23 protein-coding genes are annotated in these 25447 nt (G+C 59.2%); 7 read left to right on the forward strand and 16 right to left on the reverse strand.

The features are described from left to right. The first annotated feature begins 44 nt into the window (after positions 1-44). On the forward strand, positions 45-956 hold the full coding sequence (locus ASD36_RS22590; protein WP_060506456.1) for a DMT family transporter: 912 nt from the start codon (positions 45-47) through the stop codon (positions 954-956). Here the strand turns inward: ASD36_RS22590 and ASD36_RS22595 are convergent. From ASD36_RS22595 to tolQ, 14 genes are all read right to left on the reverse strand, one after another. Further along, the gene (locus ASD36_RS22595) at positions 953-1474 is read right to left on the reverse strand and encodes a GNAT family N-acetyltransferase (protein ID WP_162246400.1); all 522 of its coding nucleotides are present in this window, start codon (positions 1472-1474) and stop codon (positions 953-955) included. The two genes, ASD36_RS22590 and ASD36_RS22595, sit on opposite strands and share 4 nt — an antisense overlap. Positions 1475-1567: 93 nt before the next feature. Next, entirely contained in the window at positions 1568-3163 is a 1596-nt protein-coding gene (serA, locus tag ASD36_RS22600) for a phosphoglycerate dehydrogenase (protein WP_060506458.1), read from the reverse strand. Positions 3164-3239: 76 nt separating this feature from the next. Beyond that, complete coding sequence (locus ASD36_RS22605) at positions 3240-4418, reverse strand: phosphoserine transaminase (protein ID WP_060511841.1); 1179 nt, start codon at positions 4416-4418, stop codon at positions 3240-3242. Between the two features lie 153 nt (positions 4419-4571). Then, a complete protein-coding gene (locus ASD36_RS22610; RefSeq protein WP_060506460.1) occupies positions 4572-5378 on the reverse strand; it encodes an outer membrane protein in 807 nt (268 codons plus the stop codon). 183 nt (positions 5379-5561) lie between these two features. Continuing rightward, entirely contained in the window at positions 5562-6383 is an 822-nt protein-coding gene (locus tag ASD36_RS22615) for an outer membrane protein (RefSeq protein WP_060506461.1), read from the reverse strand. A gap of 232 nt (positions 6384-6615) precedes the next feature. Then, entirely contained in the window at positions 6616-7968 is a 1353-nt protein-coding gene (gene glmM / locus ASD36_RS22620) for a phosphoglucosamine mutase (RefSeq protein ID WP_060506462.1), read from the reverse strand. A 364-nt stretch (positions 7969-8332) separates the two neighbouring features. After that, positions 8333-10273: an ATP-dependent zinc metalloprotease FtsH gene (gene ftsH / locus ASD36_RS22625; protein WP_060506463.1), complete on the reverse strand. Its 1941-nt coding sequence runs from the start codon at positions 10271-10273 to the stop codon at positions 8333-8335. A 101-nt stretch (positions 10274-10374) separates the two neighbouring features. After that, on the reverse strand, positions 10375-11673 hold the full coding sequence (gene tilS / locus ASD36_RS22630; protein ID WP_060506598.1) for a tRNA lysidine(34) synthetase TilS: 1299 nt from the start codon (positions 11671-11673) through the stop codon (positions 10375-10377). A 73-nt stretch (positions 11674-11746) separates the two neighbouring features. Beyond that, on the reverse strand, positions 11747-12733 hold the full coding sequence (ybgF, locus tag ASD36_RS22635) for a tol-pal system protein YbgF (protein WP_060506464.1): 987 nt from the start codon (positions 12731-12733) through the stop codon (positions 11747-11749). 179 nt (positions 12734-12912) lie between these two features. Beyond that, positions 12913-13437: a peptidoglycan-associated lipoprotein Pal gene (pal, locus tag ASD36_RS22640; RefSeq protein ID WP_060511843.1), complete on the reverse strand. Its 525-nt coding sequence runs from the start codon at positions 13435-13437 to the stop codon at positions 12913-12915. A gap of 197 nt (positions 13438-13634) precedes the next feature. Then, a complete protein-coding gene (tolB, locus tag ASD36_RS22645) occupies positions 13635-14939 on the reverse strand; it encodes a Tol-Pal system beta propeller repeat protein TolB (protein WP_060506466.1) in 1305 nt (434 codons plus the stop codon). Positions 14940-14976: 37 nt separating this feature from the next. Continuing rightward, on the reverse strand, positions 14977-16044 hold the full coding sequence (locus ASD36_RS22650) for a TonB C-terminal domain-containing protein (RefSeq protein ID WP_060506467.1): 1068 nt from the start codon (positions 16042-16044) through the stop codon (positions 14977-14979). Positions 16045-16054: 10 nt separating this feature from the next. Next, the gene (gene tolR / locus ASD36_RS22655) at positions 16055-16519 is read right to left on the reverse strand and encodes a protein TolR (RefSeq protein WP_037099870.1); all 465 of its coding nucleotides are present in this window, start codon (positions 16517-16519) and stop codon (positions 16055-16057) included. A 32-nt stretch (positions 16520-16551) separates the two neighbouring features. Continuing rightward, positions 16552-17271, reverse strand: coding sequence for a protein TolQ (gene tolQ, locus ASD36_RS22660; RefSeq protein ID WP_060506468.1), 720 nt, complete (start codon positions 17269-17271; stop codon positions 16552-16554). A 308-nt stretch (positions 17272-17579) separates the two neighbouring features. Between tolQ and ASD36_RS22665 the strand changes: the two genes are divergently transcribed. The 3 genes from ASD36_RS22665 to ligD are packed head-to-tail and all read left to right on the forward strand — an operon-like array spanning position 17580 to position 21339. Next, positions 17580-17852 (forward strand): hypothetical protein, encoded by a 273-nt coding sequence (locus ASD36_RS22665; RefSeq protein WP_060506469.1) that lies wholly within the window; start codon positions 17580-17582, stop codon positions 17850-17852. Between the two features lie 28 nt (positions 17853-17880). Next, on the forward strand, positions 17881-18720 hold the full coding sequence (locus ASD36_RS22670; RefSeq protein ID WP_060506470.1) for a Ku protein: 840 nt from the start codon (positions 17881-17883) through the stop codon (positions 18718-18720). Between the two features lie 9 nt (positions 18721-18729). Further along, on the forward strand, positions 18730-21339 hold the full coding sequence (gene ligD / locus ASD36_RS22675) for a DNA ligase D (RefSeq protein WP_060506471.1): 2610 nt from the start codon (positions 18730-18732) through the stop codon (positions 21337-21339). A 3-nt stretch (positions 21340-21342) separates the two neighbouring features. On the opposite strand, the gene ybgC is transcribed toward ligD, so the two are convergent. Beyond that, positions 21343-21786: a tol-pal system-associated acyl-CoA thioesterase gene (ybgC, locus tag ASD36_RS22680; protein WP_112834513.1), complete on the reverse strand. Its 444-nt coding sequence runs from the start codon at positions 21784-21786 to the stop codon at positions 21343-21345. Positions 21787-21907: 121 nt separating this feature from the next. On the opposite strand from ybgC, the gene ASD36_RS22685 reads away from it, so the two are divergent. Genes ASD36_RS22685 through ASD36_RS22695 form a run of 3 tightly spaced genes read left to right on the forward strand, consistent with a single transcriptional unit; the run spans position 21908 to position 24898 of the window. Further along, entirely contained in the window at positions 21908-23128 is a 1221-nt protein-coding gene (locus ASD36_RS22685; protein WP_060506472.1) for an NAD-dependent epimerase/dehydratase family protein, read from the forward strand. Beyond that, positions 23128-23997, forward strand: coding sequence for a glycosyltransferase (locus ASD36_RS22690; protein WP_060506599.1), 870 nt, complete (start codon positions 23128-23130; stop codon positions 23995-23997). Before ASD36_RS22685 ends, ASD36_RS22690 begins: the two co-directional genes overlap by 1 nt. Positions 23998-24010: 13 nt before the next feature. After that, complete coding sequence (locus tag ASD36_RS22695; protein WP_060506473.1) at positions 24011-24898, forward strand: NAD(P)-dependent oxidoreductase; 888 nt, start codon at positions 24011-24013, stop codon at positions 24896-24898. A gap of 36 nt (positions 24899-24934) precedes the next feature. On the opposite strand, the gene ASD36_RS22700 is transcribed toward ASD36_RS22695, so the two are convergent. After that, positions 24935-25444 carry an NUDIX hydrolase gene (locus tag ASD36_RS22700; RefSeq protein WP_060506474.1) on the reverse strand — a complete coding sequence of 170 codons (510 nt, stop codon included), beginning with the start codon at positions 25442-25444 and terminating at the stop codon, positions 24935-24937. Between the last annotated feature and the right edge of the window lie 3 nt (positions 25445-25447).

Raw genomic sequence — 25447 nt, forward strand, 5'->3', positions numbered from 1 at the left:
CTATCCGCTGCCATCGTTTGCTTCCCCGACTTGCCAGGAACACCGTGCCCGTCAATCTGCAAGCCTATATCATCCTTTGTATCACCACCTTGATCTGGGGTGGAAATTCCGTGGCCGGGAAAATGGCGGTCGGCCATGTCAGCCCGATGATGCTGACCGGCATGCGCTGGGTCATTGCCTGTATCGTGCTGTTGATTTTCGCGGCCCCGCAGGTACGCCGCGATTTTCCGGCCATCCGCAAAAACTGGCTGCTTCTTTTAGGCTATGGCACCGTCGGGTTCACCGCTTTCAACGCCTTTCTCTATTCGGCATTGCAATTCACCAGCGCCATCAATGCCGTCATCGAGCAGGCTGGCATCCCGATGGTGATCTTCGTGATGAATTACGTGCTGTTTCGCACCGCCTTTTCCATGGCGCAGATTGCCGGTTTCACATTGACCCTGTTCGGTGTTGCATTGACCGCATCGCATGGCGACCTCACCACGCTGCTCTCGCTGGATCTCAACCAGGGCGACGCCATGATGATGGCGGCGGTCCTGCTCTATGCCGGCTACACGGTGGCGTTGCGCTGGAAACCGGACATCCACTGGAAAAGCCTGATCGCGATCTCCGCCTTCGGCGCGCTGGTCAGCAGCATTCCGCTGGTCATCTGGGAATTCTCCACCGGCCGGATGATCTGGCCCGATACGCAAGGCTGGATCATCGTCGCCTATGCCGGCCTACTGCCCTCTCTCGTCTCGCAGATCCTGTACGTGCGAGGCGTCGAGTTGATCGGCCCCAACCGGGCCGGCCTGTTCATCAACACCATTCCGATCTTCGGCACCCTGCTGTCGATCGCCCTGATCGGCGAAGCCCTGCAGATGTTCCATATTATCGCGCTCGCACTGGTGTTGGGCGGCATCGCGGTGGCGGAACGCGGCCGTCCGCGCCTGCTTGAAGACACGAGAAAAAACTAACTGAAATCTGCGCTGTTGAGATCGCGCTCCATGTAGACGGCCTCGCTGCCATAGCCGGACAGCTTGGCGGCAAGCATTTCGTGCCTATGCACCGCAAAACTCTGCCGTTCCCAGAAACCTTGCGATCCGTTGACGGAGACGAGTGCGACGGTTCGGTATCCGGCCTGACGGGCCTGTTCGGCAAGCAGCCCTGCGACCTTGGCCCCTGCCCCGGAACCACGTGTCCCCGGCAGCAAGGCCAGATCGTGAAGATACCAGCTATCCGCCTCCCCCGGGATCTCGCCCAGCTTTCTATCGAGTTGCGGCGGTGAAAACCGGCGCCATGGGTGGCTGAGAAGATATCCCGAGATTGTACCGCGCTTTCCAAACACAAAGCATCCCTGCGGGCACAGTTCAAGCCGCTCGAGCAGGACATCACGCGCTTCGGGATGATCGGCATGCGCGATGCACTGGATGTCGTAGATGGCGGCAATGTCCACCAGGGCAGCCGGGCGCCAATCGGCGGAGCGGTCAATCATGTTCATTTCATTCACTTTCATCAACGGCAAACGCGCCGGAGGTCATCCGGCGCGTTTGTGTCAATCCTTCGGAGCCCAAAGTGCTCCGGCGTATCAGTCGACGTTGAAGACCAGTGGCTTGGCAGCCCGGATGGCCGGGTTGGCGCGCAGCTTGTCAAGAACGTCTTCAGACACGGCACCATCGACATAGAGCAACGCAATCGCATCGGCACCGGCATTGTGGCGGCCGAGCTGGAAGTTGGCGATATTGACGCCCGCGTCACCCAGCGTCATGCCGATGAAGCCGATCATGCCGGGAACGTCGGTGTTGGTGATGTAGACCATGTGGTTACCGACATCGGCGTCAAGGTTGATGTCCTTGATCTGGATGAAGCGCGGCTTTCCATCCGAGAACACCGTACCGGCAACCGAACGTGTCTGGTTCGCCGTCGTCACCGTCAGCTTGATATAGCCATCGAAGACACCCGACTTGTCACGCTTCACCTCGGACAGGATGATACCCTTTTCCTTGATCATGACCGGCGCCGAAACCATGTTGACGTCGGAAACCTGACTACGGATGAGACCGGCAAGGGCTGCACTCGTCAGCGCCTTGGTATTCATCCCGGCAGTCGATCCGTCAAACAGGATCTCGATTTCCTTGATGGCGCTTTCCGTCACCTGACCGACAAAAGCGCCGAGGACATCGGCGAGCCGGATGAACGGCTTCAGGATCGGTGCTTCTTCCGCGGTGATCGACGGCATGTTGATGGCGTTGGAGACGGCACCCTTGACGAGGTAGTCCGACATCTGCTCGGCAACCTGCAGGGCAACGTTCTCCTGCGCTTCCGTGGTGGACGCGCCGAGGTGCGGAGTGCAGACGACATTCGGCAGGCCGAACAGCGGGCTTTCCGTTGCAGGCTCGACCTCAAACACGTCGAAGCCGGCACCAGCGACATGACCGGACTTGATGGCATCGGCAAGCGCATGCTCATCGACCAGACCACCACGGGCGCAGTTGATAATACGCACGCCAGGCTTGGTCTTGGCCAGCGCTTCGCGGTTGAGGATGCCGCGCGTCTTGTCGGTCATCGGCACGTGCAAGGTGATGAAATCGGCCTGAGCGAGCAGTTCGTCCAGTTCCACCTTGGTGACGCCCATTTCCTCGGCCCGTTCCTTCGACAGGAATGGGTCATAGGCCAGAACATGCATCTTCAGGCCAATGGCGCGCGAGCAGACAATACCGCCGATATTGCCGGCGCCGATGACACCGAGCGTCTTGCCGGTGATTTCGACGCCCATGAACTTCGACTTTTCCCATTTGCCGGCCTGGGTGGAGCTATCGGCCTGCGGCAACTGACGGGCAACGGCAAACATCAGCGCAATGGCGTGTTCGGCCGTCGTGATCGAGTTGCCGAACGGCGTGTTCATGACGATGATACCGCGACGCGACGCGGCCGGGATATCGACATTGTCGACGCCGATACCGGCGCGCCCGATCACCTTGAGGTTGGTCGCAGCCGCAATCAGCTTTTCCGTCGCCTTGGTGGCGGAACGGATAGCGAGACCATCGTAATTGCCGATGATCGCGGCAAGCTTTTCCTTGTCCTTGCCGAGCTGCGGCTGGAAATCGACGTCTACGCCGCGATCCCGGAAAATCTGGACGGCGGTTTCCGACAGTTCATCGGATACGAGTACGCGAGGTGCCATGAGAGGCCTCCATTGGTTTCGTCAAAAAATCTGATTGGTGAGGAGGACCGCGCCCTGTTGGCGCGGTCTAAGCCGGTTAGGCGGCCGCCTGAGACAGCGTCGCCTTCTGGGTCGCAAACGCCCAGTCGAACCAGGGCATCAATGCCTTGATGTCCGAAGTCTCGATCGTCGCACCGGCCCAGATACGGAAACCGGACGGCGCATCACGGTAAGCGCCGATGTCATGGGCGACAGCCTGCTTTTCAAGCAGTGCCACCATGCCCTTGGCAAAGGCCTCCTGACCAGCGGCATCAAGTGCTGCAACGTCCTTGTCGACGATCTTCAAGCAGACCGAGGTGTTGGACTGCGTTGCAGGATCGACCGCCAGATTGGCGATCCAGTCCGTCTTCGCAACGAAGTCATGGATGGCCTGCGCATTGGCATCAGCCCGGGCGATCAGCGCCTTGAGGCCGCCGAGCGACTTTGCCCAGTTGAGCGCATCGATATAGTCCTCGACGCACAGCATCGACGGGGTGTTGATCGTCTCGCCCTGGAAGATACCCTCGATGATCTTGCCGCCCTTGGTCATGCGGAAGATCTTCGGCAGCGGCCAGGAAGGCTCATAGCTTTCCAACCGTTCGACAGCGCGCGGCGACAGGATCAGAATGCCATGCGCACCCTCACCGCCCAGCACCTTCTGCCAGGAGAAGGTGACGACATCGAGTTTGGCAAAGTCCAGATCCTGCGCAAACGCGGCAGACGTCGCGTCGCAGATCGTCAGCCCCTTGCGGTCCGCCGGGATGAAATCGGCATTGGCAACGCGGACACCCGAGGTCGTACCATTCCAGGTAAAGACGACATCACGGTCGAAATCGACCTGGGCAAAGTCGACGAGCTTGCCGTAGTCGGCAACGAATTTGCGGGTATCAGGGAGCTTCAGCTCCTTGACGACATCGGAAACCCAGCCGGAGCCGAAGCTCTCCCAGGCGACCATGTCAACGCCGCGCGGACCGAGCAGTGACCAGAGCGCCATCTCGACTGCACCGGTGTCGGAGGCAGGCACGATGCCGATGCGGTAGTCCGCCGGCACCTGAAGAATTTCACGGGCGAGATCGATCGCCTGCTTCAGCTTGCTCTTGCCAACCTTGGCACGGTGCGAACGCCCGAGGGCCGCATCAGAGAGCGCATCAAGCGACCAACCGGGGCGCTTGGAGCAGGGACCAGAAGAAAAATGAGTATTTGCCGGACGCAATTCCGGTGTCGCAGGGATCGTCATCGAAGCTATCCTTCCAGATAGAAAGCCTCTCGTTAGGGAGAGGTGGCCTGCCGCCGTGAATATGGCGGACAGGCCTGGAAGTCAAGAATGATGTGTCGTTTCCGGAAAGATTTTTGGCGCTCGAAGCATCGCTGAATGCGGATGCTCTTTCAGCTACCAGATTGACAGGCGCAAACCGGCGCGGATTTCGTGGCGGCCGAGACCGTCGTCGAGGCCGTCGATATCGCTGCCATTGAACATATCGCCGTCGGTGATCTGCGAATAGCGATAGCCGACGTCAAGCTTCAGCTGCTCGGTCATGTTGTAGGAAACGCCGGCCATCAGCGCGTAGGTCAGACGCCAGCTGCTTTCGCCGTCAAAGGTCTGGTTGACCGGCCCGGCACCGGAGCAGCCTGCCGCTCCCGGCACGCAGCTGGTGCGCAGTGCGACGTCGTTCCAACGAAGCTGCGTCACCCCGAGACCAGCACCGACATAAGGCGTCAAGCCAGCCACCGTTGCCAGATCGACATAGCCGTTCGCCATGAGGCCAATTGCCTTGTAGTCGGCATTTAGCCGGCCGCCGCAAGACGTTCCAGCGGCTTCGCCAGCGCAGGGAATGTTGGCCTGGCCGCTTCCGCGGACGTCGCCTTCGAAATAATCGCCAGTCAAATCCGCCCGAAACATGTCGTTGAACTGATAGCCAACGCCGAGGGTCCCGGAAAAGGGTTGGTCGAAATCATTGTCGAACGACGCGGAGTTGGTAGCGCCGGTGCCGGCATCGAACAGCCGCAGTGACGGGTCGCCACCGCGCGTCCATCCGGCGTAGCCAAGATCACCACGCAGGTAGAAACCCTGGCCGCTTGTCTCCAGCGGCGAGATGCTGACTTCCGGCGCTTCGAGAAGATCAGCAGCCATCGCCTGCCCCGCGGCAAACAGCAGGATCAGTGCAGATGCATTGAGGAGAGTGTGCCGCAACTTCATTTTGCTGTCCTTGGAAAATCGTAACGGCGACAGAAACGCCCGTCGCCCGTGTTAATATGTCCCCATCATCGCATCCACGGGTTAACCTCAGGTTAAGCATGCTTCTTAACCAAACAGGCCGGCAAAAACCGAAAAGGCCGCCCGGAAACCGGACGGCCTTTTGAAACGAAGAGCGCGATGCGCTTACTTGTAGACGATCGGCTCAGCCGGTGGGACGTAGGCTTCGGCGCAACCACCGAAGGAATAACGCAGACCTGCACGGGCTTCATGCAGATACATGCCCTTGTCGGATCCAGGACCGCTATTGGCGTTGTAGCCGAACATGTCGCCACCAAGCACGTGGCGGAAACGATAGCCTACGTCTGCCTTGAGGTTACAGGTCAGGTCGATCGCCGTACCGGCCATCAGGCCATAGGTGAAGCGCCACTTGCTACGGCCATCATGTTCGAAGCTCGGGTCGCAATTGGTGGGGTCGCCGATTTCGCAGCTGGTATTGCGCAAATTGTCCCACTTGACCTGCGTACCACCGATACCAGCACCCACGTAAGGCGTGAACGAACCGTAGGTGCCGATATCAACATAGGCGTTGGCCATCAGGCTCCATGCGGCAATTGCCGAAACATCGCGCGAAGTGCAGGCGACGGCGACGCCGCAACCTCCGGTCGTCGAGCCTTCAAAATCGGCGTTGCCGAGATAATCGAGCGTCACGTCCGTGCGCAGATAGTTGTTGATCTGGTAACCGACACCGACGCCGGCGGTCCAGCTGTCATCGAGATCAGCATCGTCGAAATCGCGGACAAAGCGGCCTGGGCCTTGATAGAAATTGGCGCCACGCAGATTGGTGAAGGCATAACCGACATCACCACGCAGATACCAGCCACTGGCCTCCGTGAGCTGGACCGGTTCTGCAATTGGCGGCTCGATGGGCGGCTCGTAAAGATCCGCGGCGAAGGTCGCGGTGCTGCCCAGCATAGCTGCAACAACGCCAATCAAAATAGTCTTCATGGCCACACTCCAATACTTCTCGTTGCCTGGTCAGCCGACAAACCGGCCTCCAACAAATTGTGTTGGTGTGGATCATGGATAAGAAAGGTTAAGGTCCAATTAACTACAAAAATTTACCGTAACTGTTAATGAGTTGGCTACAGCGCCAAGCAACGTGCGCAAATACTTAAATAACACACAAAAAAAGACCGGGCAAAACCCGGCCTTTTCAAGTCTCATCGCGGCAGACAGATCAGGCGACATTGCGCACACCGCCGATCACGCCTATCAGTTCATCCACGATACGCTCCACCTGGGCGCGGTCATCGCCTTCCGCCATGACGCGGATCAGCGGTTCGGTGCCGGACGGACGGATCAGCAAACGGCCGTTCTTGGCAAGCTCCGATTCCGCATCGGCGATAGCCTGGCGCACGGCAGCGTTTTCAAGCGGCATGCCGGCAGACACCCGGACGTTCTTCAAAACTTGAGGCACAGGGTCGAACCGATTGCAAACTTCGCTGACGGTTTTGCCCTGCCGCTTGACGCAGGCAAGGATCTGGAGTGCAGCAACGAGACCATCACCGGTGGTGCCGAAGTCGGAGAGAACCAGATGGCCGGACTGCTCGCCGCCGACGTTGAAACCGTGTTGGCGCATGTGCTCGACCACGTAGCGGTCACCGACCTTGGTACGGTGCAGATCCAGCCCGCGGCCGTTGAGATAGCGCTCCAGGCCGAGATTGGACATGACAGTCGCAACAATACCATTGCCCTTGAGCACGCCATCGTCCGCCCAGCTATTGGCGATAACAGCCATCAACTGATCACCATCGATAACCGTGCCGTTCTCATCGACGATCAGGACCCGGTCGGCATCGCCGTCAAGCGCAATACCGATATCGGCCCGCACTTCATGCACTTTCCGTGATAGCGCAGCAGGGTGTGTAGAGCCGCAGTCGAGGTTGATATTGACGCCGTTCGGCTCATTGCCGATGGTCACCACCTCGGCCCCAAGCTCCCAAAGGGCCAAAGGCGCGACCTTATAGGCAGCACCGTTCGCGCAATCGATAGCAACCCTCAAGCCCTGCAGTGTCACATCGCGCGGTAACGTGCGCTTGGCATGTTCGATATAACGGTAGATGTCGCCCTCGACGCGCTTGGCCCGGCCGATTTCCTGCGACTTGGCAAGCTGTGCCGTCATGTCCTTGTCGAGCAATTCCTCGATCTGGCCTTCAAGATCGTCGGACAACTTGTAGCCGTCCGGACCAAACAGCTTGATGCCGTTGTCTTCGAACGGATTGTGAGAGGCCGAGATCATCACGCCAACGTCGGCGCGAAGCGAGCGCGTCAGCATCGCCACGCCGGGGGTTGGAATAGGACCGAGCAGGAACACGTCGAGCCCCGCGGCGGTAAAGCCGGCCACCATCGCGTTCTCCAGCATATAGCCGGACAGGCGCGTGTCCTTACCGATCACCACGCGGTGGCGGTGCCCGCCGTTGCGAAAGATCGTACCGACCGCAATGCCGACCCGCATCGCCAGATCCGGCGTCATTGGAAACACATTGGACTGGCCGCGGATCCCGTCCGTGCCGAAATATTTGCGCTTCATAAAAACTCCAATTTCTATCTGGGGTGCCAGCGGCTCACCAGGAGAGCACGTCCGGCGACATCGCCCTGGATTCCATCTCAAACCCAACGGGTCACTTCAAGAAACCCGTCGCCGGGGCGCATCCTCAACGACCGCTCTCCCGCCGCGCTCAGGCTTGCAGTTATGCCTGCAGTTGCGCCAAAATCCGACGCATCCTTTTGGGCGACCTCGCTACCTCATGCCATAAATCTTCTGCAACAGCATCCCGTTGTATCATCAGAATTCATTACAGCGCGTTACCAAGCCGGAGCCAGTCGGTACAAACGAAAACCGCCGCGCATCAAGGCGCGGCGGTTTTCGGTTCGATTGCCTGCTTCACGCAAGACTATTGCGGTTGCGGCTCAAACCCGCCTTCGGCTTCATCACCCTTGCCGACCGAACCATCTTTCTTAGTGCCGGCCGACGGAACGGCCGAACCACGATGCGGCGTCGAGTCGTCGCCAAGGTCGCGAGCCGGCTTTTCGCCGCGGATCAACGCCTTGATTTCATCGCCAGTCAGGGTCTCGTATTCGAGCAGGCCTTCCGCGATGGCCACGAACTCGGCGTGCATCTCCGTGATGATACGCTTGGCTTCCTGATACGCTTCATCGATCAGGCGGCGCACCTCGTTGTCGATCTTCTGGGCTGTCGCCTCGGAAACGTTCTTTGATTGCGAAACAGAGTGACCGAGGAAGACTTCCTGCTGGTTCTCGCCATAGGCAACCTGGCCAAGCTCATCGGAAAAGCCCCATTGCGTCACCATCGCACGGGCAAGCTTGGTGGCCTGCTCGATATCGGACGACGCACCGGAGGTGATGTTTTCCTTGCCGAAGGTGATTTCCTCGGCAACACGGCCGCCCATCATGATGGCAAGGCGCGACACCATCCACTTGTAGCTCATCGAATAGCGGTCGCCTTCGGGGAGCTGCATCACCATGCCGAGTGCACGGCCGCGTGGAATGATCGTCGCCTTGTGCAACGGATCGGCGACCGGAACCTTCAGCGCCATGATGGCATGACCGGCTTCGTGATAGGCAGTCAGCTTCTTTTCGGCTTCGGTCATGGCGGACGAACGGCGTTCCGCGCCCATCATAATCTTGTCCTTGGCGTCTTCGAATTCCTGCATGGTGACAACACGCTTGTTGCGGCGTGCGGCCATTAGGGCAGCTTCGTTGACGAGGTTCATCAGGTCGGCACCGGAGAAACCAGGGGTACCACGGGCCAGAACCTTCAGATCGACATTCGGCGCCAGCGGCACATTGCGGATATGCACCTTGAGGATACGCTCGCGGCCATTGATATCCGGGTTCGGAACGACAACCTGGCGGTCGAAACGGCCTGGACGCAAAAGGGCCGGGTCGAGAACGTCGGGACGGTTGGTCGCAGCGATCAGGATAATGCCTTCATTAGCCTCAAAGCCGTCCATCTCGACCAGCAGCTGGTTGAGCGTCTGTTCGCGCTCGTCGTTGCCACCACCAAGACCGGCACCACGATGGCGGCCGACGGCGTCGATTTCGTCGATGAAGATGATACAGGGCGCGTTTTTCTTGGCCTGTTCGAACATGTCACGGACGCGGCTTGCACCGACACCGACGAACATTTCAACGAAGTCAGAACCGGAAATTGTGAAGAACGGTACATTGGCTTCACCGGCAACCGAGCGGGCAAGCAGCGTCTTACCGGTACCGGGAGGACCGACCAGCAGCACGCCGCGCGGAATGCGGCCGCCGAGGCGCTGGAATTTCTGCGGGTCGCGCAGGAATTCGACGATTTCCTCGAGGTCCTGCTTGGCTTCGTCCACACCTGCGACATCGTCAAACGTCACACGGCCATGGGCTTCGGTCAACAGCTTGGCCTTGGACTTGCCAAAACCCATCGCACCACGCGAACCACCCTGCATCTGGCGCATGAAGAACAGCCAGACACCGAGGATCAGCAGCATCGGCAGCAGCGTACCGACATAGCTGAGGAAGCCGGACGAACCATCGGTTTCGGGGCGAACCGTCACAGTTACGTTCTTGGCTTCCATACGCTCGGTCAGGGCCGTGTCGATCGCAGGCGCATAGGTCTGGAACGTCGCGCCGCTCTCGGCATACGAGCCGATCACCTTATTGCCGGTGATCACCACTTCCTTGACGCGACTTCCGTCAACATCCTTCAGGAATTGGGAAAAGGGAACTTCCTTCGAACCAGTACGCTCGGTCGGCTGCTGGAACATGCTGAACAGCGCGATCAAAAGCAGGGCAATGATTGCCCAAAGTGCAAAATTTCTGAAATTAGGGTTCATCGAACTCCCCGGAACCTCTGTCGCAACCCGCAATGATTTGTGGCTGCATTCTTGCGCCTAACATAGGGTTGCGTGACCAGCTTGCCAAGGCAAACTCAAGACTAACCTGACTTTTCCGTCAATACACCGTAAACCGGAGGAGCAGGATAGTTGTCACGGCCAAAGAGCGTGGCAATGCTGTTTGCCATCATCAGGTCGAAACACGGCAAAAAGGTGTCGTAAAGGCTGATATAGGTTTGCACACAAGGCGTTGGCACCAAAGCGACAGCAGCATCCGGACGATCTGATGCCTGCGTCGGCGCAGAAAACCCGATAGCCGATTTGACAGCGCGCTTGGCCACAGGTTCGGGCAGGCCTGCGGCAATCAGTCTCGCGCACAATCCGGCCGTTTCGCCACGGGCGTGAACCGCTACACGATGCGCCCCTTCGTTGGTGACCAGAAAGCGGCCATCCCAAAGCCCGCACTGAGCGGGGTGAAGTTCGATCTCCGGCAAGCCCCTCGCTTCGCGATAGAGATAGAGACCCGATTTGCGGCGATCGAAAACCACGCGCCCTGCAGTCATCCGCCCGCCACTTGCGTCTCCCAAAAACGCCGTAAGCCGCGCGGCCGTCTCGCGGCCAGGAAGATGAAGACGTCCGCCGATGACGGAGGCGATCGACAGAACCGCACGCATACAGTCGGGATCGGCCATACCGGCCGGAATTTCCGGATCGACCTTCGCCACAAGGCCTTCAAAACCGTGCACATACCGGTCAATCAGCCGCGCTGCACGCTCGCTTGACCCGAAACGGGCTCGCCCCGCGGCAAGTACATCCGCGGACGAAGATCCCTCGCCGGACAGCGCCTGGCGCACTCGCACGCGCTCAAAGCGGCGATTGCTGTTGCTCGGATCATCGAACCACCCCTCGCCCCGCTCCATTAGAAAAGAGCGGATATCGATCCGGCGCAGATGAAGAAACGGACGCCAGACCCAGGCTCTACCGCCGACCAGAACTCCCGCCGCCATGCCTGCCAAACCAGGCGCATCTGGCTCCGACCGGCCTAGGCGCATGGCAATCGTCTCGTTCTGGTCATCCGCAGTGTGGGCAGTGACAATGCAGATGGCAGCCATATCTCGCGCGGCATCGGCAAGCTGCCCGTAACGTGCTGCCCGCGCCGCCGCCTGAATACCGGCCACCGGCTTGTCGCCGTCCCATTGGCGAATGGTATGCGGAATGCCTTTTTCAGCGCAAAAAGCCGCGACCGCCCGCGCTTCCTCAGCGGATTCACGGCGCAGCGCATGATCGACAGTGCAGGCGGACAGGGAAAAGGCCGAAAAGCCACCAAGCGTGATCGCCTCATGCAGCGCCAGAAGCAGGCCTTTTGAATCACTGCCGCCGGAAACGGCGGCGAGGATCATGCCGGGTGTCTTGAATGAAGAGAGAAATTGTTTCGCCGCCTCTACGGCAGCAAGCGGCGCGGCGCGGTCCACCTCAGCAGGCAAGGCGGCCCTGTTCGCTGGCAACCTTGGTCTTCACCGCCTGCGAAGCCTTCGGATAGCGCTTGTTGACCTCACGCAGCGTGGCGCAGGCCGTGTCCTTGTTGTCGAGTGCAGCCAACGACATGCCGAGTTTCAAGAGCATCTCCGGCGCCTTCGGCGACTTGCTGTAGGCTTGGTGCGCATTCAGGAACGTCTTGGCGGAATCGTTGAACTTGCCTTGGGAGTATTGCGCTTCGCCCATCCAGAAGCTGGCATCCGCGGCTTTTTCGCCCTTCGGGAATGCTTCGAGATAGGAGCGGAATTCGTTTTCAGCCTTGCTGTAGTCGCCCGTCAGCACATGGCCATAGGCCGACTGATAGAGATCGCCGGGATTATCGAGAGCGGCCGTCTGCTGCTGGCTGTCCGGCGTCTGGTTGATGCCCTGATCGGTACCGGGGAGCGTTGATTCCAGACTCGATGTGTCCTGGTTTGCGGCGATAGGATTGCCGTTTTCGTCAAAGACGATCTGGCCCAGCGTCGAGGACGCCGCGCCGGTACCGGAAGCAGTATCCGATCCCAAACCTGCGTTGGGATCGGTTACAGTTGCCTGATCAGTCGGTGCAGGCGCAGTGCCAGCTGTCTGATTGGTGCGCGGTGTTTCCAGCTGGCTCTTCTTCGTCGAGCCCGACTTGCCGCCTTCCAGATCCTGGAAACGGAACTCGTTGTCTTCCTGGAATTTGCGGATCTGCTCCTGCATCTGCAGAAGCTGGAAACTCATTTCCTCGATACGCCCGTTGAGCGAGCGGATCTGTTCCTCGAGCTGCCCGATGCGTCCAACCTCGTTCGACTGGACCTTGAGCAGCGGCGCCTTGCCCGGTGACTGGGCCTCGCCGTGGATTGCGCGGTTGAACAGCGCGGATAGCGGCATGGCGGTCACTGTCTGTCCAAACCCCGCAAAGGCAGTCAGGCCGATCAATCCCGCCACGACAAAATGTTTCATGTCATGTGTCCTGTTTGTGTATCCACTCTCATCCGAACCGGTTCAAATCGGTTGATGGATGATTGCCGCACAGTTTTCCAATTGGCCTCAAAAAGCAACGGAGTTCGGTCAAAGTGTGACAAAAAAGAAAAGGCGGCCCGAATGGCCGCCTTTTCGAGAGACTGCTGAAGGTCCGGCAATTACATGCCGGCGCCACCCAGAACCGTGACAGCGCGACGGTTCTGCGACCAGCAGGAAATGTCGTCGCAGACGGCGACCGGCTTTTCCTTGCCGTAGGAGATCGTCTTGATCTTCGAGGCCGGGATACCGCGCGAGGAGAGATATTCCTTGGCCGATGCGGCGCGGCGTGCGCCCAGTGCCAGGTTGTACTCGCGGGTGCCGCGTTCGTCGGCATGACCTTCGACCGTGATGGCATAGTTCGGATACTTGGCCAGCCACTGCGCCTGGCGATCAAGCGTTGCCTGGGCATCTGCACGGATCGAGGTGGAGTCTGTGTCGAAGAAGATGCGGTCGCCGACGTTGACCGTGAAGTCCTGGCTCGAGCCCGGGGTCGCCGCATTGGCGCCGAGGCCGAGATCACCAGCGCTGTTCATCGGCTTCTTGGCGCAAGCAGCAAGCGCCAGGCTGGCAAAGAGAGCGATCATGATCGGGTTGCGGGCGAAGGATTGCATGCGGCCTGCGGCCTGGGCGTGAATGCGGCTCATGGGCCGGTCTCCTTGGATGGTCTGTCTTAATTCAGGGTTGCCAGACTGTAACCGGAAGCGGTTAATCCCATTTCAACGGATATGGTTAGCAGACGGTTAAAATTCGCGTGGAGGCTTGCTAGATCAGTCCTTTGCGGCGAGAAAGCGGCAAATTCGCCATATTCCCCGCCGCATCGTCACAATGCTATTCAATGGGGCTATTCAAGTAGCGGCGACCATGCCGGGTCAGACGCAAAGCCCTTGGTCTGGACCAGCTGCTCGTTATAGCCGGTCAGGTCGATCGAATAGAGCTGCGGACCACCGGCACCGGAGTTCTGCCGGAAGAACATCAGGACACGGCCATTCGGAGCCCAGGTCGGGCCTTCGTTGTGGAAGCCGGTCGTCAGGATGCGTTCGCCCGAACCATCCGGCTTCATCACGCCGATCGAGAACTTGCCACCCGACTGCTTGGTAAAGGCGATCAGGTCTCCGCGTGGCGACCAGACCGGCGTGGAATAAGAGCCATCGCCGAACGAGATGCGGTTCTGTCCACCGCCGCCGGCGCTCATGACATACAGCTGCTGGCGGCCGCCGCGATCACTTTCAAACACGATCTGGCTACCATCCGGCGAATAGGACGGAGAGGTGTCGATCGCAGCGGTCGACGTCAGCCGCGTCGTGGTGCGCGAACGCAGGTCCATCGTGTAGATGTTGGCGTTGCCGTCCTGCTGCAAGCTCATGATCACCCGCTGGCCATCCGGCGAAAAGCGCGGAGCAAAGGTCATGCCGGGGAAATTGCCGACCACTTCGCGCTGTCCGGTTTCGAGCTGCAGCAGATAGACGCGCGGCTCGTTGCCTTCAAACGACATGTAGGTGATTTCCTGCTTGTTCGGCGAGAAACGCGGCGTCAGCACGATGTCGTTGGAATTGGTGATGCCACGGGCATTGAAACCATCCTGGTCCATGATGGCCAGTTGACGCTTGCGTGCCGTCTTCGGGCCGCTTTCGGCGACATAGACGATGCGGGTATCGAAATAGCCCTTTTCACCGGTGATCTGCTCATAGATAGCGTCGGCGATGATATGGGCGACACGGCGCCAGTTTTCCGGCTGGGTGAAGAACTGCTGCCCTGCCATCTGCTGGCCGGCAAAGCTATCCCACAGGCGGAATTCCGCCTTCAGGCGGCCATCGCCTTCCTGGGTGACCCGGCCGGTGACCAGCGCCTGCGCATTGATGACCTTCCAGTCTTCAAAACGCGGAGCGGCATCCGGATTGGTGATCTTCTCGATGAAGGCACTTTTGGCGATCGGCGCAAACAGGCCGGAACGCTTCAGGTCGGCTGCAACGACGTCGGAAATCTTCTGGCCCAGTTCACCTTGCAGGAAGTCGGTGACGGCGATGGGCAAAGGCTCGACATTGCCTTTGTTGATGTTGATTTCCACCCGCGCATGTGCAGGCGCGATCATCAGGGTGACCATCGTCGCGAGCGCGATCAGAAAACGGAAGGGATTGCGTTTCAACATTGTAACGGAGCCTTTCAGCCATTCATTCTATGATGTTCTAGAGCATGGAGCTTGGATCGAAATTGACGACCACTTCGCTCCAGGAATCGTATTTGTCTGCCGGCAGGTTATCGAACGGCGCCGATTTCAGGATGGCCCGCCGCACGCTGCCCTCGAAGGTTCGCCGTGCCGAATCCGTACCGCCCGAGGCGACCACTTCAGGCCGCCCGATGATCTCGCCATTCTTGTCGAGCTGCATCGTCACCGTGATCGTCAGCCCTTCGGCACCGGAAATACCGGCAACGACGGACCAATTGTTCTCGATGCGGCCCCTCAGCGCATCCATTTCGCTGGCCGACAGCGTGTTGCCGGTCGTCTTCTTTGCACCCAGCGAAGCTGTTTCGCTGGACCGCTTCTTGCCACCGCCGGAGGAATCCTGCTTGTTGAGAAGCGCCGCCACTTCATCGGCATCGAAGTCCGACTTCATGGCAGTCGATGTCTTCTTCTTCTCGGTCTTGTTTTCTTCGTTCTTGCGATCGGGCGTCTTGGCCGTCTGCGCCGGCTGTTCCACCTTGGGCTTTGTCATTGGCGTCGGAACTTTGTCCGGCAGCGCTTCTGCATCCGGATTTTCCGCAGGCTTTTCCTCGGCAGGCGTTTCCGCAGGCTTGGGGTCGGGCTGGACCTCCTGCTTCGGCTCGGGCAGAGCGGCAACTTCCGTTGCAGGCTCGGATGCCGGCTTGTCTTCCGTCACCTCGGGCTTGTCTTCCTTCACCGGCTCAGGTTTCGGCAGCGGAACGTCTTCAGACTTGATCGCGCCCGTCGATTCCTTTTCGATCGGCTTGGATTCCGGCTTTGGCGGTGTTTTCAGATCAACACTGTTGTCGCCGACGTTTTCACCATCATTGTTCTCAACTGGCTTCTTTGTCGGAACGGGCGAAGGCTTTTCGGATTTCGGAGCCTTTGCGTCCCCCATCTGCAACTGGGTCAGCTCTTCGACAGACACCATATCGACCGGGATGGACTCCATATTGGAGACCTCGAACGATTTGGGACTGCCGAGCGACACCAGCGCCCAGGTCAGAACCAGGCCATGCAGCACAGCGGATGTGATGAGACTGCTCTTCATCGTACGCGCTCTACTGGCCCTTCTGCGGCTGGGTGACGAGACCGATATTCTTGAAGCCTGCTTCCTGGATACGCGCCATGACATCGGCGATCACGCCGTAAGGCGACGTCGCATCACCCCGCACGAAAATACGCTCGCTATAGCCTGTCGTTGCGATCGCCTGCAGCTTTGCGGCAACCTCTTCGACCGGGATCGGCGTTTCCTGCAGGAAGACCTGGCCGTCGCTCTTGACCGAAATCGTGATCGGCTGGGTTTCGGCATTCAGCGCCTTCGCCTGCGTTTCCGGCAGATCGATCGGCACGCCGACCGTCATCATCGGGGCGGCAACCATGAAGATGATCAACAGCACCAGCATGACGTCGACGAACGGCGTCACGTTGATTTCGCTCATGACGCCCTTGCCGCCGCGGCCGCCACGGCCACCGCGGCGACGGCCGCCACCCTTCGATCCACCACCTGCTGCTGACATACCCATTGGTCTATCTCCGTCTTCGTGCCGCTCAGGCTTTACTGCGCGGCCTGGCGCGGCTGCAGCTTCTCATCGATCTGGCGCGAAAGAATGGCCGAGAACTCGTCGGCAAACCCTTCCATGCGCGCCGTCAGCTTGCCGGCATCGGCGGAGAACTTGTTGTAGGCGATAACCGCCGGGATAGCGGCGAGAAGGCCGATTGCGGTGGCGAGAAGTGCCTCGGCGATACCGGGCGCAACAACCGCAAGGTTTGTCGACTTCGAACCGGCGATGGCCTGGAACGAGGTCATGATACCGACAACGGTACCGAACAGACCGACGAACGGGCCGGCCGAACCGATGGTGGCGAGCGATCCGAGCCGCGATTCAAGCGCTTCGGCCTCACGGGCCAGCGTCACGTCCATCGCCCGGTCAATACGCATCTGCAGACCGATCGGCGAACGGGCGCCGCGTTCGAAGGACTTCTTCCATTCGCGCATGGCAGAGACGAAGATCGCCCCCATGCCGGAGGTCGTCCGGTCGGACAGTGTCCGGTAGAGTTCTTCCAGCGACTGGCCAGACCAGAACACCTGTTCGAACGCATCCAGCTGGCGGCGCACCTTGCCGAATTTAAGCGTCTTGTCGACGACGATCGCCCAGGTCCAGATTGAGGCGCCAATCAGTCCCAGCATGACGAGCTTCACCACGAAGCCCGCCTCCATGAATAGCGACCACAGCGTTACGTCTGTCGTCGCTGCAGCCAATCCAACCTGTTCCATCGTTCTCAAATCCCCGAATCCAAACGCCCGGCAAGAGCAATCTCATGCTCACAGCCAGGGTGCTTAAACGTCATTGTTGCAAGATTGACCCGGCAGCTGCCGATAACCGGCCTCATGCCGATCTTTAAGCTTCCTGTCTGCCTTCTTGCGTTCAATCTTGGTGAAAGGATGACGTGCAGTGCACAAAACCCTAATATGTGCATTAAGACATCATTATGGTTAAGAGAGTCTTACTTTGCCGCATTGCAATCTGATCTTTGCCATGAAGTACTGCGGGAACATTCAAGGCTTGGCCGCGTTCAGCGGACATGAGCACGATCACGCCAAAGACATCATCCAAACGTTCCTCCCGGCCGCATTTCGATCATCGCGACCGGTTGATCCTTGCGCTTTATGCGCAGCTGAGGGCGGAGCGTGAGACACGTGAAGCGCTGGAATGGGCCATCGAGAATGGCGCCGTTTCGCCTGAAGTGCTGCAGGCCATGGTGTCCGATCCGGTGCCGGTGATCACCAGCGAGGATGTGGCTGCGCTGGAGCGCCTGCTGGCCCGCGACACGAACACGGGGAATATTGCGCATTAAAACACCGGCCGACGGAGAAGGTGGAAACATGGTATCGCGTGCATTGTGGAAAGGACAGCTGCGTCTCTCCCTCGTTTCCATCCCTGTCGAAGTGTTCAGCGCCACTAAGACGGGCGCGCGCTTTGCCTTCCGCCAGATCCACGAACCATCCGGCAAGCCCGTCCACTACGACAAGGTCGTCGACGGCATCGGTCCTGTCGATACGGACGAGATCGTCAAGGGCTACGAGTATGAGAGTGGCAAGTATGTCCTGCTCGAACCGGAGGAAATAGACGCAGTCAAGCTTGAGACGAAAAAGACATTGGAACTCGTGCAGTTTGTCGATGCCTCCGAGATTTCACCGATCTACTATGACAAACCCTATTATGTCGTTCCCTCCGACGATCTGGCCGAAGACGCCTATCGGGTGGTCAGGGACGCCTTGCGCAAATCAGGCAAGGTGGGGCTTGGCCAGCTGACCCTGCGCGGACGCGAATACATCGCTGCGATCAAACCTTGCGGCGATGGTCTACTTCTCGAAACACTCCACTACGCCGACGAGTTGCGGAAAGCCGATCCGATGTTCCACGGACTTTCCGGCAAAACCTCCGACGATGATCTTCTGGAAGTGGCAACCGCGCTGATCGACAAGAAGACCGCCCCCTTCGACGCCACCACCTTCAAGGACAATTATTCGACGGCACTGAAAGAACTGGTCCAGAGAAAGCTCAAGGGCAAGAAGGCAAAGATCGAGGTCGAAGATGAGGACGACACCGGCAAGCGTGGCGACAATGTCGTCGATCTGATGTCGGCACTGAAGAAAAGTCTTGAGGGTAGCGGTGGGAAAGCTGCGCCCAAGAAAGCCGCTCCGAAGAAAAAATCCGCCTGAGGCACCGCTATGGCCGAGCATTACGATTCCCTCACCGAGTATAACCGCAAGCGCGATTTCACCAGGACCGCCGAACCCAAGGGGGCGTCGAAAAAGGGAAAGGCGGGCAAGCTCTTTCTGGTGCAGAAACATGATGCAACCCGGCTGCATTATGACTTCCGGCTGGAATGGAAAGGCGTACTCAAAAGCTGGGCGGTAACCCGCGGCCCAAGCATCAACCCGGACGACAAGCGGCTTGCCGTGCGCACCGAAGACCATCCCATGGCCTATGGCGATTTCGAAGGTACGATTCCGAAAAAGCAATATGGCGGCGGCACGGTGATGCTGTGGGACACCGGCTGGTGGGAGCCAGACAACGATCCCGACGAAGGCCTGAAGGAAGGCAAGCTGAAATTTCATCTCCACGGTCAGCGCATGCATGGCGGCTGGACCTTAGTGCGGATGAAGCCGCGCAACGGTGAAAAGCGCGAGAACTGGCTGCTGATCAAGGAGCATGACGGCGAGACCAGCGAAGACGGCGAAAGCCTGTTGACGGAAAATTTGACCAGCGTCAAAAGCGGCCGTTCGATGGGGGAGATCGCATCCGGCCAGGGGGAAAGGAAAGCCCATGTGTGGGAATCGGCGAAAAGCGCCGCCGCCAATGTCAAGGCTGGCGCCGTCGCCGAGGAAAAATCAGAGCCGCCAAAAGAACGGAAACGGTCGGGCAAGGCGCCCACCTTCGTCAAGGCGCAGCTGGCAACCCTCACCGCGGACGCGCCTGATGGCGACGACTGGCTGAACGAAGCCAAGTTTGACGGTTATCGTCTGATGGTTTCCATCGGCAAAGGTGGCGTCACCTGCTTCACGCGGACCGGACTGGACTGGACGGAAAAATTCCCCGATATCGCCAACGGATTGATGCCGCTGGATTGCGACACCGCTTTGATCGATGGCGAGGCGGTCGCCGCTTCTAACGAAGGCTCCAAGTTCTCCGCATTGCAGAAGGCAATCAAAACCGGGGGCGAAACGCGCTTCTATGCCTTCGATCTGCTGCACCTCGACGGCAAGGATTTGCGCAAAGCGCCACTGGTCGAACGCAAGGAGGCGCTGAAGGTGTTGCTGGACACGCTGGAACCTGGCCCTGCTATCCAGTACAGCGAACACGTCCGGGGCAATGGCCGAAAGGTGTTTCAGGCCATGTGTAAGGCCGGGCAGGAAGGCATCATCGCCAAAAAAGCCGATGCGTCCTATCGCGAAGGCCGCGCCGGCAACTGGCTGAAGATCAAATGCACCAAACGGCAGGAATTCGTCATCGGCGGCTATTCCCCCTCTGACAAGCGCGGGAGGGCTTTCGCCTCGCTGCTGGTCGGCGCGTATGACGGGAGGAAATTCGTCTATCAGGGCCGCGTCGGCACCGGGTTCGACGAAGAGACCATGGCAGATCTGGCCGCGCGTTTTCCCAAGCTGATACGCAAGACGTCACCATTCGATGCGGTCCCGAACCAGATCGCGCATGATGCGGTCTGGCTGACTCCGAATCTTGCGGCGGAAATTGATTTCGCCGAATTTACCGACGATGGTCACATCCGCCACGGCGCCTTTCAGGGCCTGCGCGAAGACAAGGAGGCTTCTGCCGTGACGCTAGAGACGAAGAAACCAGCACCAACGTCCAAAGCCGCCGTGGATAAACCGGAAGTGCCGGGCGCGGATAAGAAACGGCCACCGCACAAGGAAAAGGATGCAGACGGCGACGTGCTCGGTATCCGCATAACCCACGCCGACAGGCTGCTCTTTTCCGACCCCGCGATCACCAAGGTCGACCTTGCCCGATACTATGGCGTGATCGCGGTTCGCATGTTGCCCTTCGCCGCGGATCACCCTGCCTCAATCCTGCGCTGCCCGCAGGGGCCTGATCATCAGTGCTTTTACCAAAAACATGCCGGCGATGGCTTTCCCGATGAAATCCATCAGGTCCCGATCGAGGAATCCGATGGCGATACCGCCAACTATCTCTACGTCAACGATGCCAAGGGCCTCGTGGCCGCCGTGCAGATGGGCACGATCGAGTTGCACATCTGGGGCTCGACCATCGACCGGCTCGACGCTGCCGACCGGCTTGTCTTCGATCTCGATCCCGACCCGAGCGTCACCTTCGAAACCGTCAAACAGGCGGCCGTCTTGCTTCGCGACGCGTTGGAGGAGCTTGGCCTGAAATCGGTCGCCATGGTCTCTGGCGGCAAGGGCATCCATGTCATCGTGCCGCTGTCGCGCCGCGCGCCGTGGGAGGACGCCAAGACCTTCGCCAAGGGCCTTTCGGCCAAGATCGCCGACGAAGATCCCGAAAATTACATCGCCACCATGTCAAAAGCCAAGCGCAAGGGCCGCATCTTCATCGACTGGCTGCGCAATGAGCGCGGCTCCACCGCCGTCGCGCCCTATTCGGTGCGCGCCCGCTCCAATGGTCCGGTGGCAACGCCGGTCAGCTGGGATGAGCTTGGTGATCTCGGTGCTGCCAACGGTTTTCACATTCCCGATATTCTCGAGCGCCTGGAAAGCGGTATCGATCCCTGGGCGGAGGCGAAGGACTGGAAACAGAGCCTGACCAAGGCAATGCTGAAAGCGGTCGAAGCCGGGGACTGAAACTCAGCCCTGCCCGAGGAACTTCTTGCCCAGTGTCTCCGGCAATCGCCGCGGCCGCCCCTGCCCGTTGATGACGGCGATGATCACCTTGGCGGCGATCAGTAGCGTGCCCTCGCGGCGGATTTCCTGTTGCAAGACCATCTTGGCGCCACCGGCTTTTTCCGTCGCCGTGGTGATCGTCAGGATGTCGTCCATGCGTGCCGGTTGCTTGAAATCGATCTCCATCCGGTGGACGACGAAGACCAGACCTTCCGTGTCACCCTCGATCGCCAGCGTTGCCTGCTCGACGCCGAGAAGACGCAGATAATCGGTGCGTGCCCGCTCCATGAAATGCAGATAGCGGGCATGATAGACGACGCCGGAGAAATCCGTGTCCTCATAATAGACGCGCTGCACCAGCCGGTGTCCGGCATCCGTCAACTCGCCGGAAAGTGCAATCAAGGTCATGGGCATCCTCTGATTTTTGTTTTTCTGTGACGGAACAAATTGCTTTTGGCAAGCATTGTCGTCCTGTCACAATCCGCCCCTATCACCATCCATAGCGTTCCACCTGAAGGAGACGACGTGCATGAAAATTGCTGTCCTTGGCGGTGATGGTTTTGTCGGCTGGCCGACGGCCCTGCATTTGTCTGACGCCGGTCACGACATCCACATCCTCGACAACCTCTCCCGCCGCTGGATCGATACCGAACTCGGGGTTCAGTCTCTGACGCCGATGGATTCAATCCAGGAGCGCACGCGCATCTGGCACGCGGAGACCGGCCGGCGCATCCATTTCCACTTGATCGATCTGGCCCGCGATTACGAGCTCCTGAAAAATTGGCTTGCGGAAAACCGTCCGGATGCCGTGATCCATTTCGCCGAACAGCGCGCGGCGCCCTATTCGATGAAAAGTGACCGCCACAAGAATTACACGGTCAACAACAACGTCAACGCCACGCATAACCTCCTGAACGCCCTGGTTGAGATCGGCCTCGACGCGCATCTCGTCCATCTCGGCACGATGGGCGTCTACGGTTATTCGACCGTCGGCGCCGCCATTCCCGAAGGTTACCTATCGGTCGGCATCGAGGCCGAAAGCGGCGAGACGGCGAAGCAGGATATCCTCTACCCGGCCAATCCCGGCTCGATCTATCACATGACAAAATGCCTCGATCAGCTGCTGTTCCAGTTCTACGCCAAGAACGACGCGCTGCGGATCACCGACCTGCATCAGGGCATCGTCTGGGGTACACATACCGAGCAGACCCGCCGCCACGAACAGCTGATCAACCGCTTCGATTATGACGGCGATTACGGCACCGTGCTCAATCGCTTCCTGATCCAGGCGGCGATTGGCTATCCGCTGACCGTGCACAGCACCGGCGGCCAGACCCGCGCCTTCATCCATATTCAGGATTCGGTCCGCTGCATCGAACTGGCGCTGAAAAACCCGCCGCAGCGTGGCGCCCGCGTCGAGATCTTCAACCAGATGACCGAGACGCACCGGATCCGCGACCTCGCCGAAATGATCGCCGGGCTTACCGGCTCAGAGATCGCCTGGCTACCCAACCCTCGCAAGGAAGCAGCCGAAAACGATCTGATCGTCCGCAACGAAAAATTCCGCGCCCTTGGCTTGAATGCAATCACGCTGCAGGATGGCCTGCTTGCGGAAATCGTCGATGTCGGCAAGAAATACGCCTACCGCGTCGATCGCAGCCGAGTGCCCGCCGTTTCGGCCTGGACCAAGGACATCGCCGCCAAGATCAACCACGATCCGGAAGGAAGAAGGCTGAAATCGGTTTCATGATGGAGCAAGCGCTTGCTTCAAATGGTATCGCACCATCCGGCCCTGCCGGATCGCAGCACGCATTCGTGACGCTGGTGACGAATGCCGACTATGCGATGGGCGCAACCGCATTGGCGCGATCAATCCGCATAACGGGAACGAAAGCTGATATCGTCGTCCTCCACACCGGCGGCGTTGATCAATCCGCCCTGACGCCCCTCGCCGAATTTCGTTGCCGGCTTGTCCCCACCGACCTCCTGCCTCTGTCCAACGCCTTCAACGAGCGGCATGCCCGCAAGAGCATTCACAGCGCAGCCCCCTTCACCAAAGGGCGAAAACCGGACTTTCACTCGCCGCTCGACAATTTTTGCAAACTGCGGCTCTGGCAACTGACCGCGTATGATCGCTGCATCTTCATCGATGCCGATACGCTGGTCCTGAAAAACATCGACCGCTATTTCGGCTATCCCGAATTTTCGGCAGCGCCCAACGTCTATGAAAGCCTTGCCGATTTTCACCGGCTGAACTCAGGCGTCTTTGTCGCCACACCCTCCCCGCAGACATTCGAGGCCATGCTCACGCAATTGGACAGACCCGATGCTTTCTGGCCGCGCACCGACCAGACCTTTCTGCAGAATTTCTTCCCCGACTGGCATGGCCTGCCTGTCACGATGAACATGCTGCAATATGTCTGGTTCAACATGCCGGCTCTGTGGGATTGGCCATCCATCGGCGTGCTGCACTATCAATATGAAAAACCGTGGGAAAAGGACCATCCAAAAGCGGAAAGTCTGCGACCGCTGATCAATCTCTGGCATGCTTTCTTCAGCGGCGAGAACATTCCCGATATTGCCGGACTGCCAAATCCGGGCCTGGCAAACACGAACTGAAATCAGGAAGCTCATGACACGCGTTCTTGTTTCCGGCGGCACCGGCTATGCCGGCCGTTTCATCGTCGAACACCTGTTGGCCAACGGTTACAAGGTCACTGTCGGCGGCCGTGCTGCGCCGGGCCCGGGCTTTTTCTCCAAGGACGTTGCGTTCGTGCCTTTACGGCTTGATCCGGATGCCGACCAGATCGAGGCCTTCGATCACATCTATTATTTCGTCCATGCCGCCTTCGAGCACATACCCGGAAAATATCGCGGCGGCGAAGGCGATGATCCCGAGAATTTCCAGCGCGCCAATCTCGACGGCAGCGTGAGCCTTTTCGAAACTGCCCGCGATGCCGGCGTCCGCCGTTGCGTTTTTCTGTCCAGCCGCGCCGCCTATGGCCCGCAACCACCCGGCACGATCTTGCAAGAGGATATGCACGGCAAACCCGACACGCTGTATGGCGAAATCAAGTTGCAGGCAGAGCGGAGCCTGGCCGCCCTCTGCGGCCACGGCTTCGTCACCGCAAGCCTCAGAGCAACCGGCATCTACGGTGCTGCAGGACCCGGACAGCGGCATAAATGGGCGGGGCTTTTCGAGGATTATCTCGCAGGTAAGCCTATTGCCCCCCGCGCGAGCACCGAAGTGCATGGCACCAATGTCGCCCAGGCCGTGCGGCTGATGCTGGAATCGGACAGCCTGCGGATCAATGGCGAAACCTTCAACGTTTCGGATGTCCTGACCGATACCTACGACATCCTTTCCACCCTGCAGCGTGCCAGGCACTGTCCACATCCCTTGCCTGACGCCGGCGATAAAACAGGCTGCAACCCCATGAGCACCAGCAAGATCGAGGCGCTGGGCTGGAAGGCGGGCGGCTTGGAGCTACTCAGAGAGACTATAGAACACCTGGCTTAGCCTGGAAGGCTTCAGCCATGTTCGGGACGGTATGGTCTACCGGTCAAGATCGCCGTCATCCCAGATGATATGGACTGGCGTCAGCGGTAAGGTCTCGATCTGCTCGGCAATGAAATAGGGCGGGATATCGAGCGCTATCAGCGCCGCCTTGGTGGCTTTCACCCATTTGAACTCGAGATCATTCTTGCCGTCCCGCAAACGATGCACGATGTCGCTTGGATCAAACGGAAAATCCCCAGGGATTTCCATCTGGTAGTAGAAGCCGATCTCGTGATAGTCGCGCTCCTCGTAACGAAAGAAATTTTCCACGGTCCAGAGCAAGCGGCCGACGCTGACCTCGACGCCCAGTTCCTCGACCATCTCGCGCTTCAGCGTCTCCACCGATGTCTCGCCGATCTCGGCCCGCCCACCCGGAAACGTCCAGAAATCCTCGTGTGCTGCCCGGTGCACCAGAACATGCCCATCGCGAAACCCAAGGCCGGCAATACGAAAATTGAACCGCTGTCTCTGCGGCCCATCCATCCGGATCATCTTTCGTTTGGGCATGGT

This window comes from Rhizobium sp. Root1334 (assembly GCF_001426665.1).
GTDB lineage: Bacteria > Pseudomonadota > Alphaproteobacteria > Rhizobiales > Rhizobiaceae > Pararhizobium.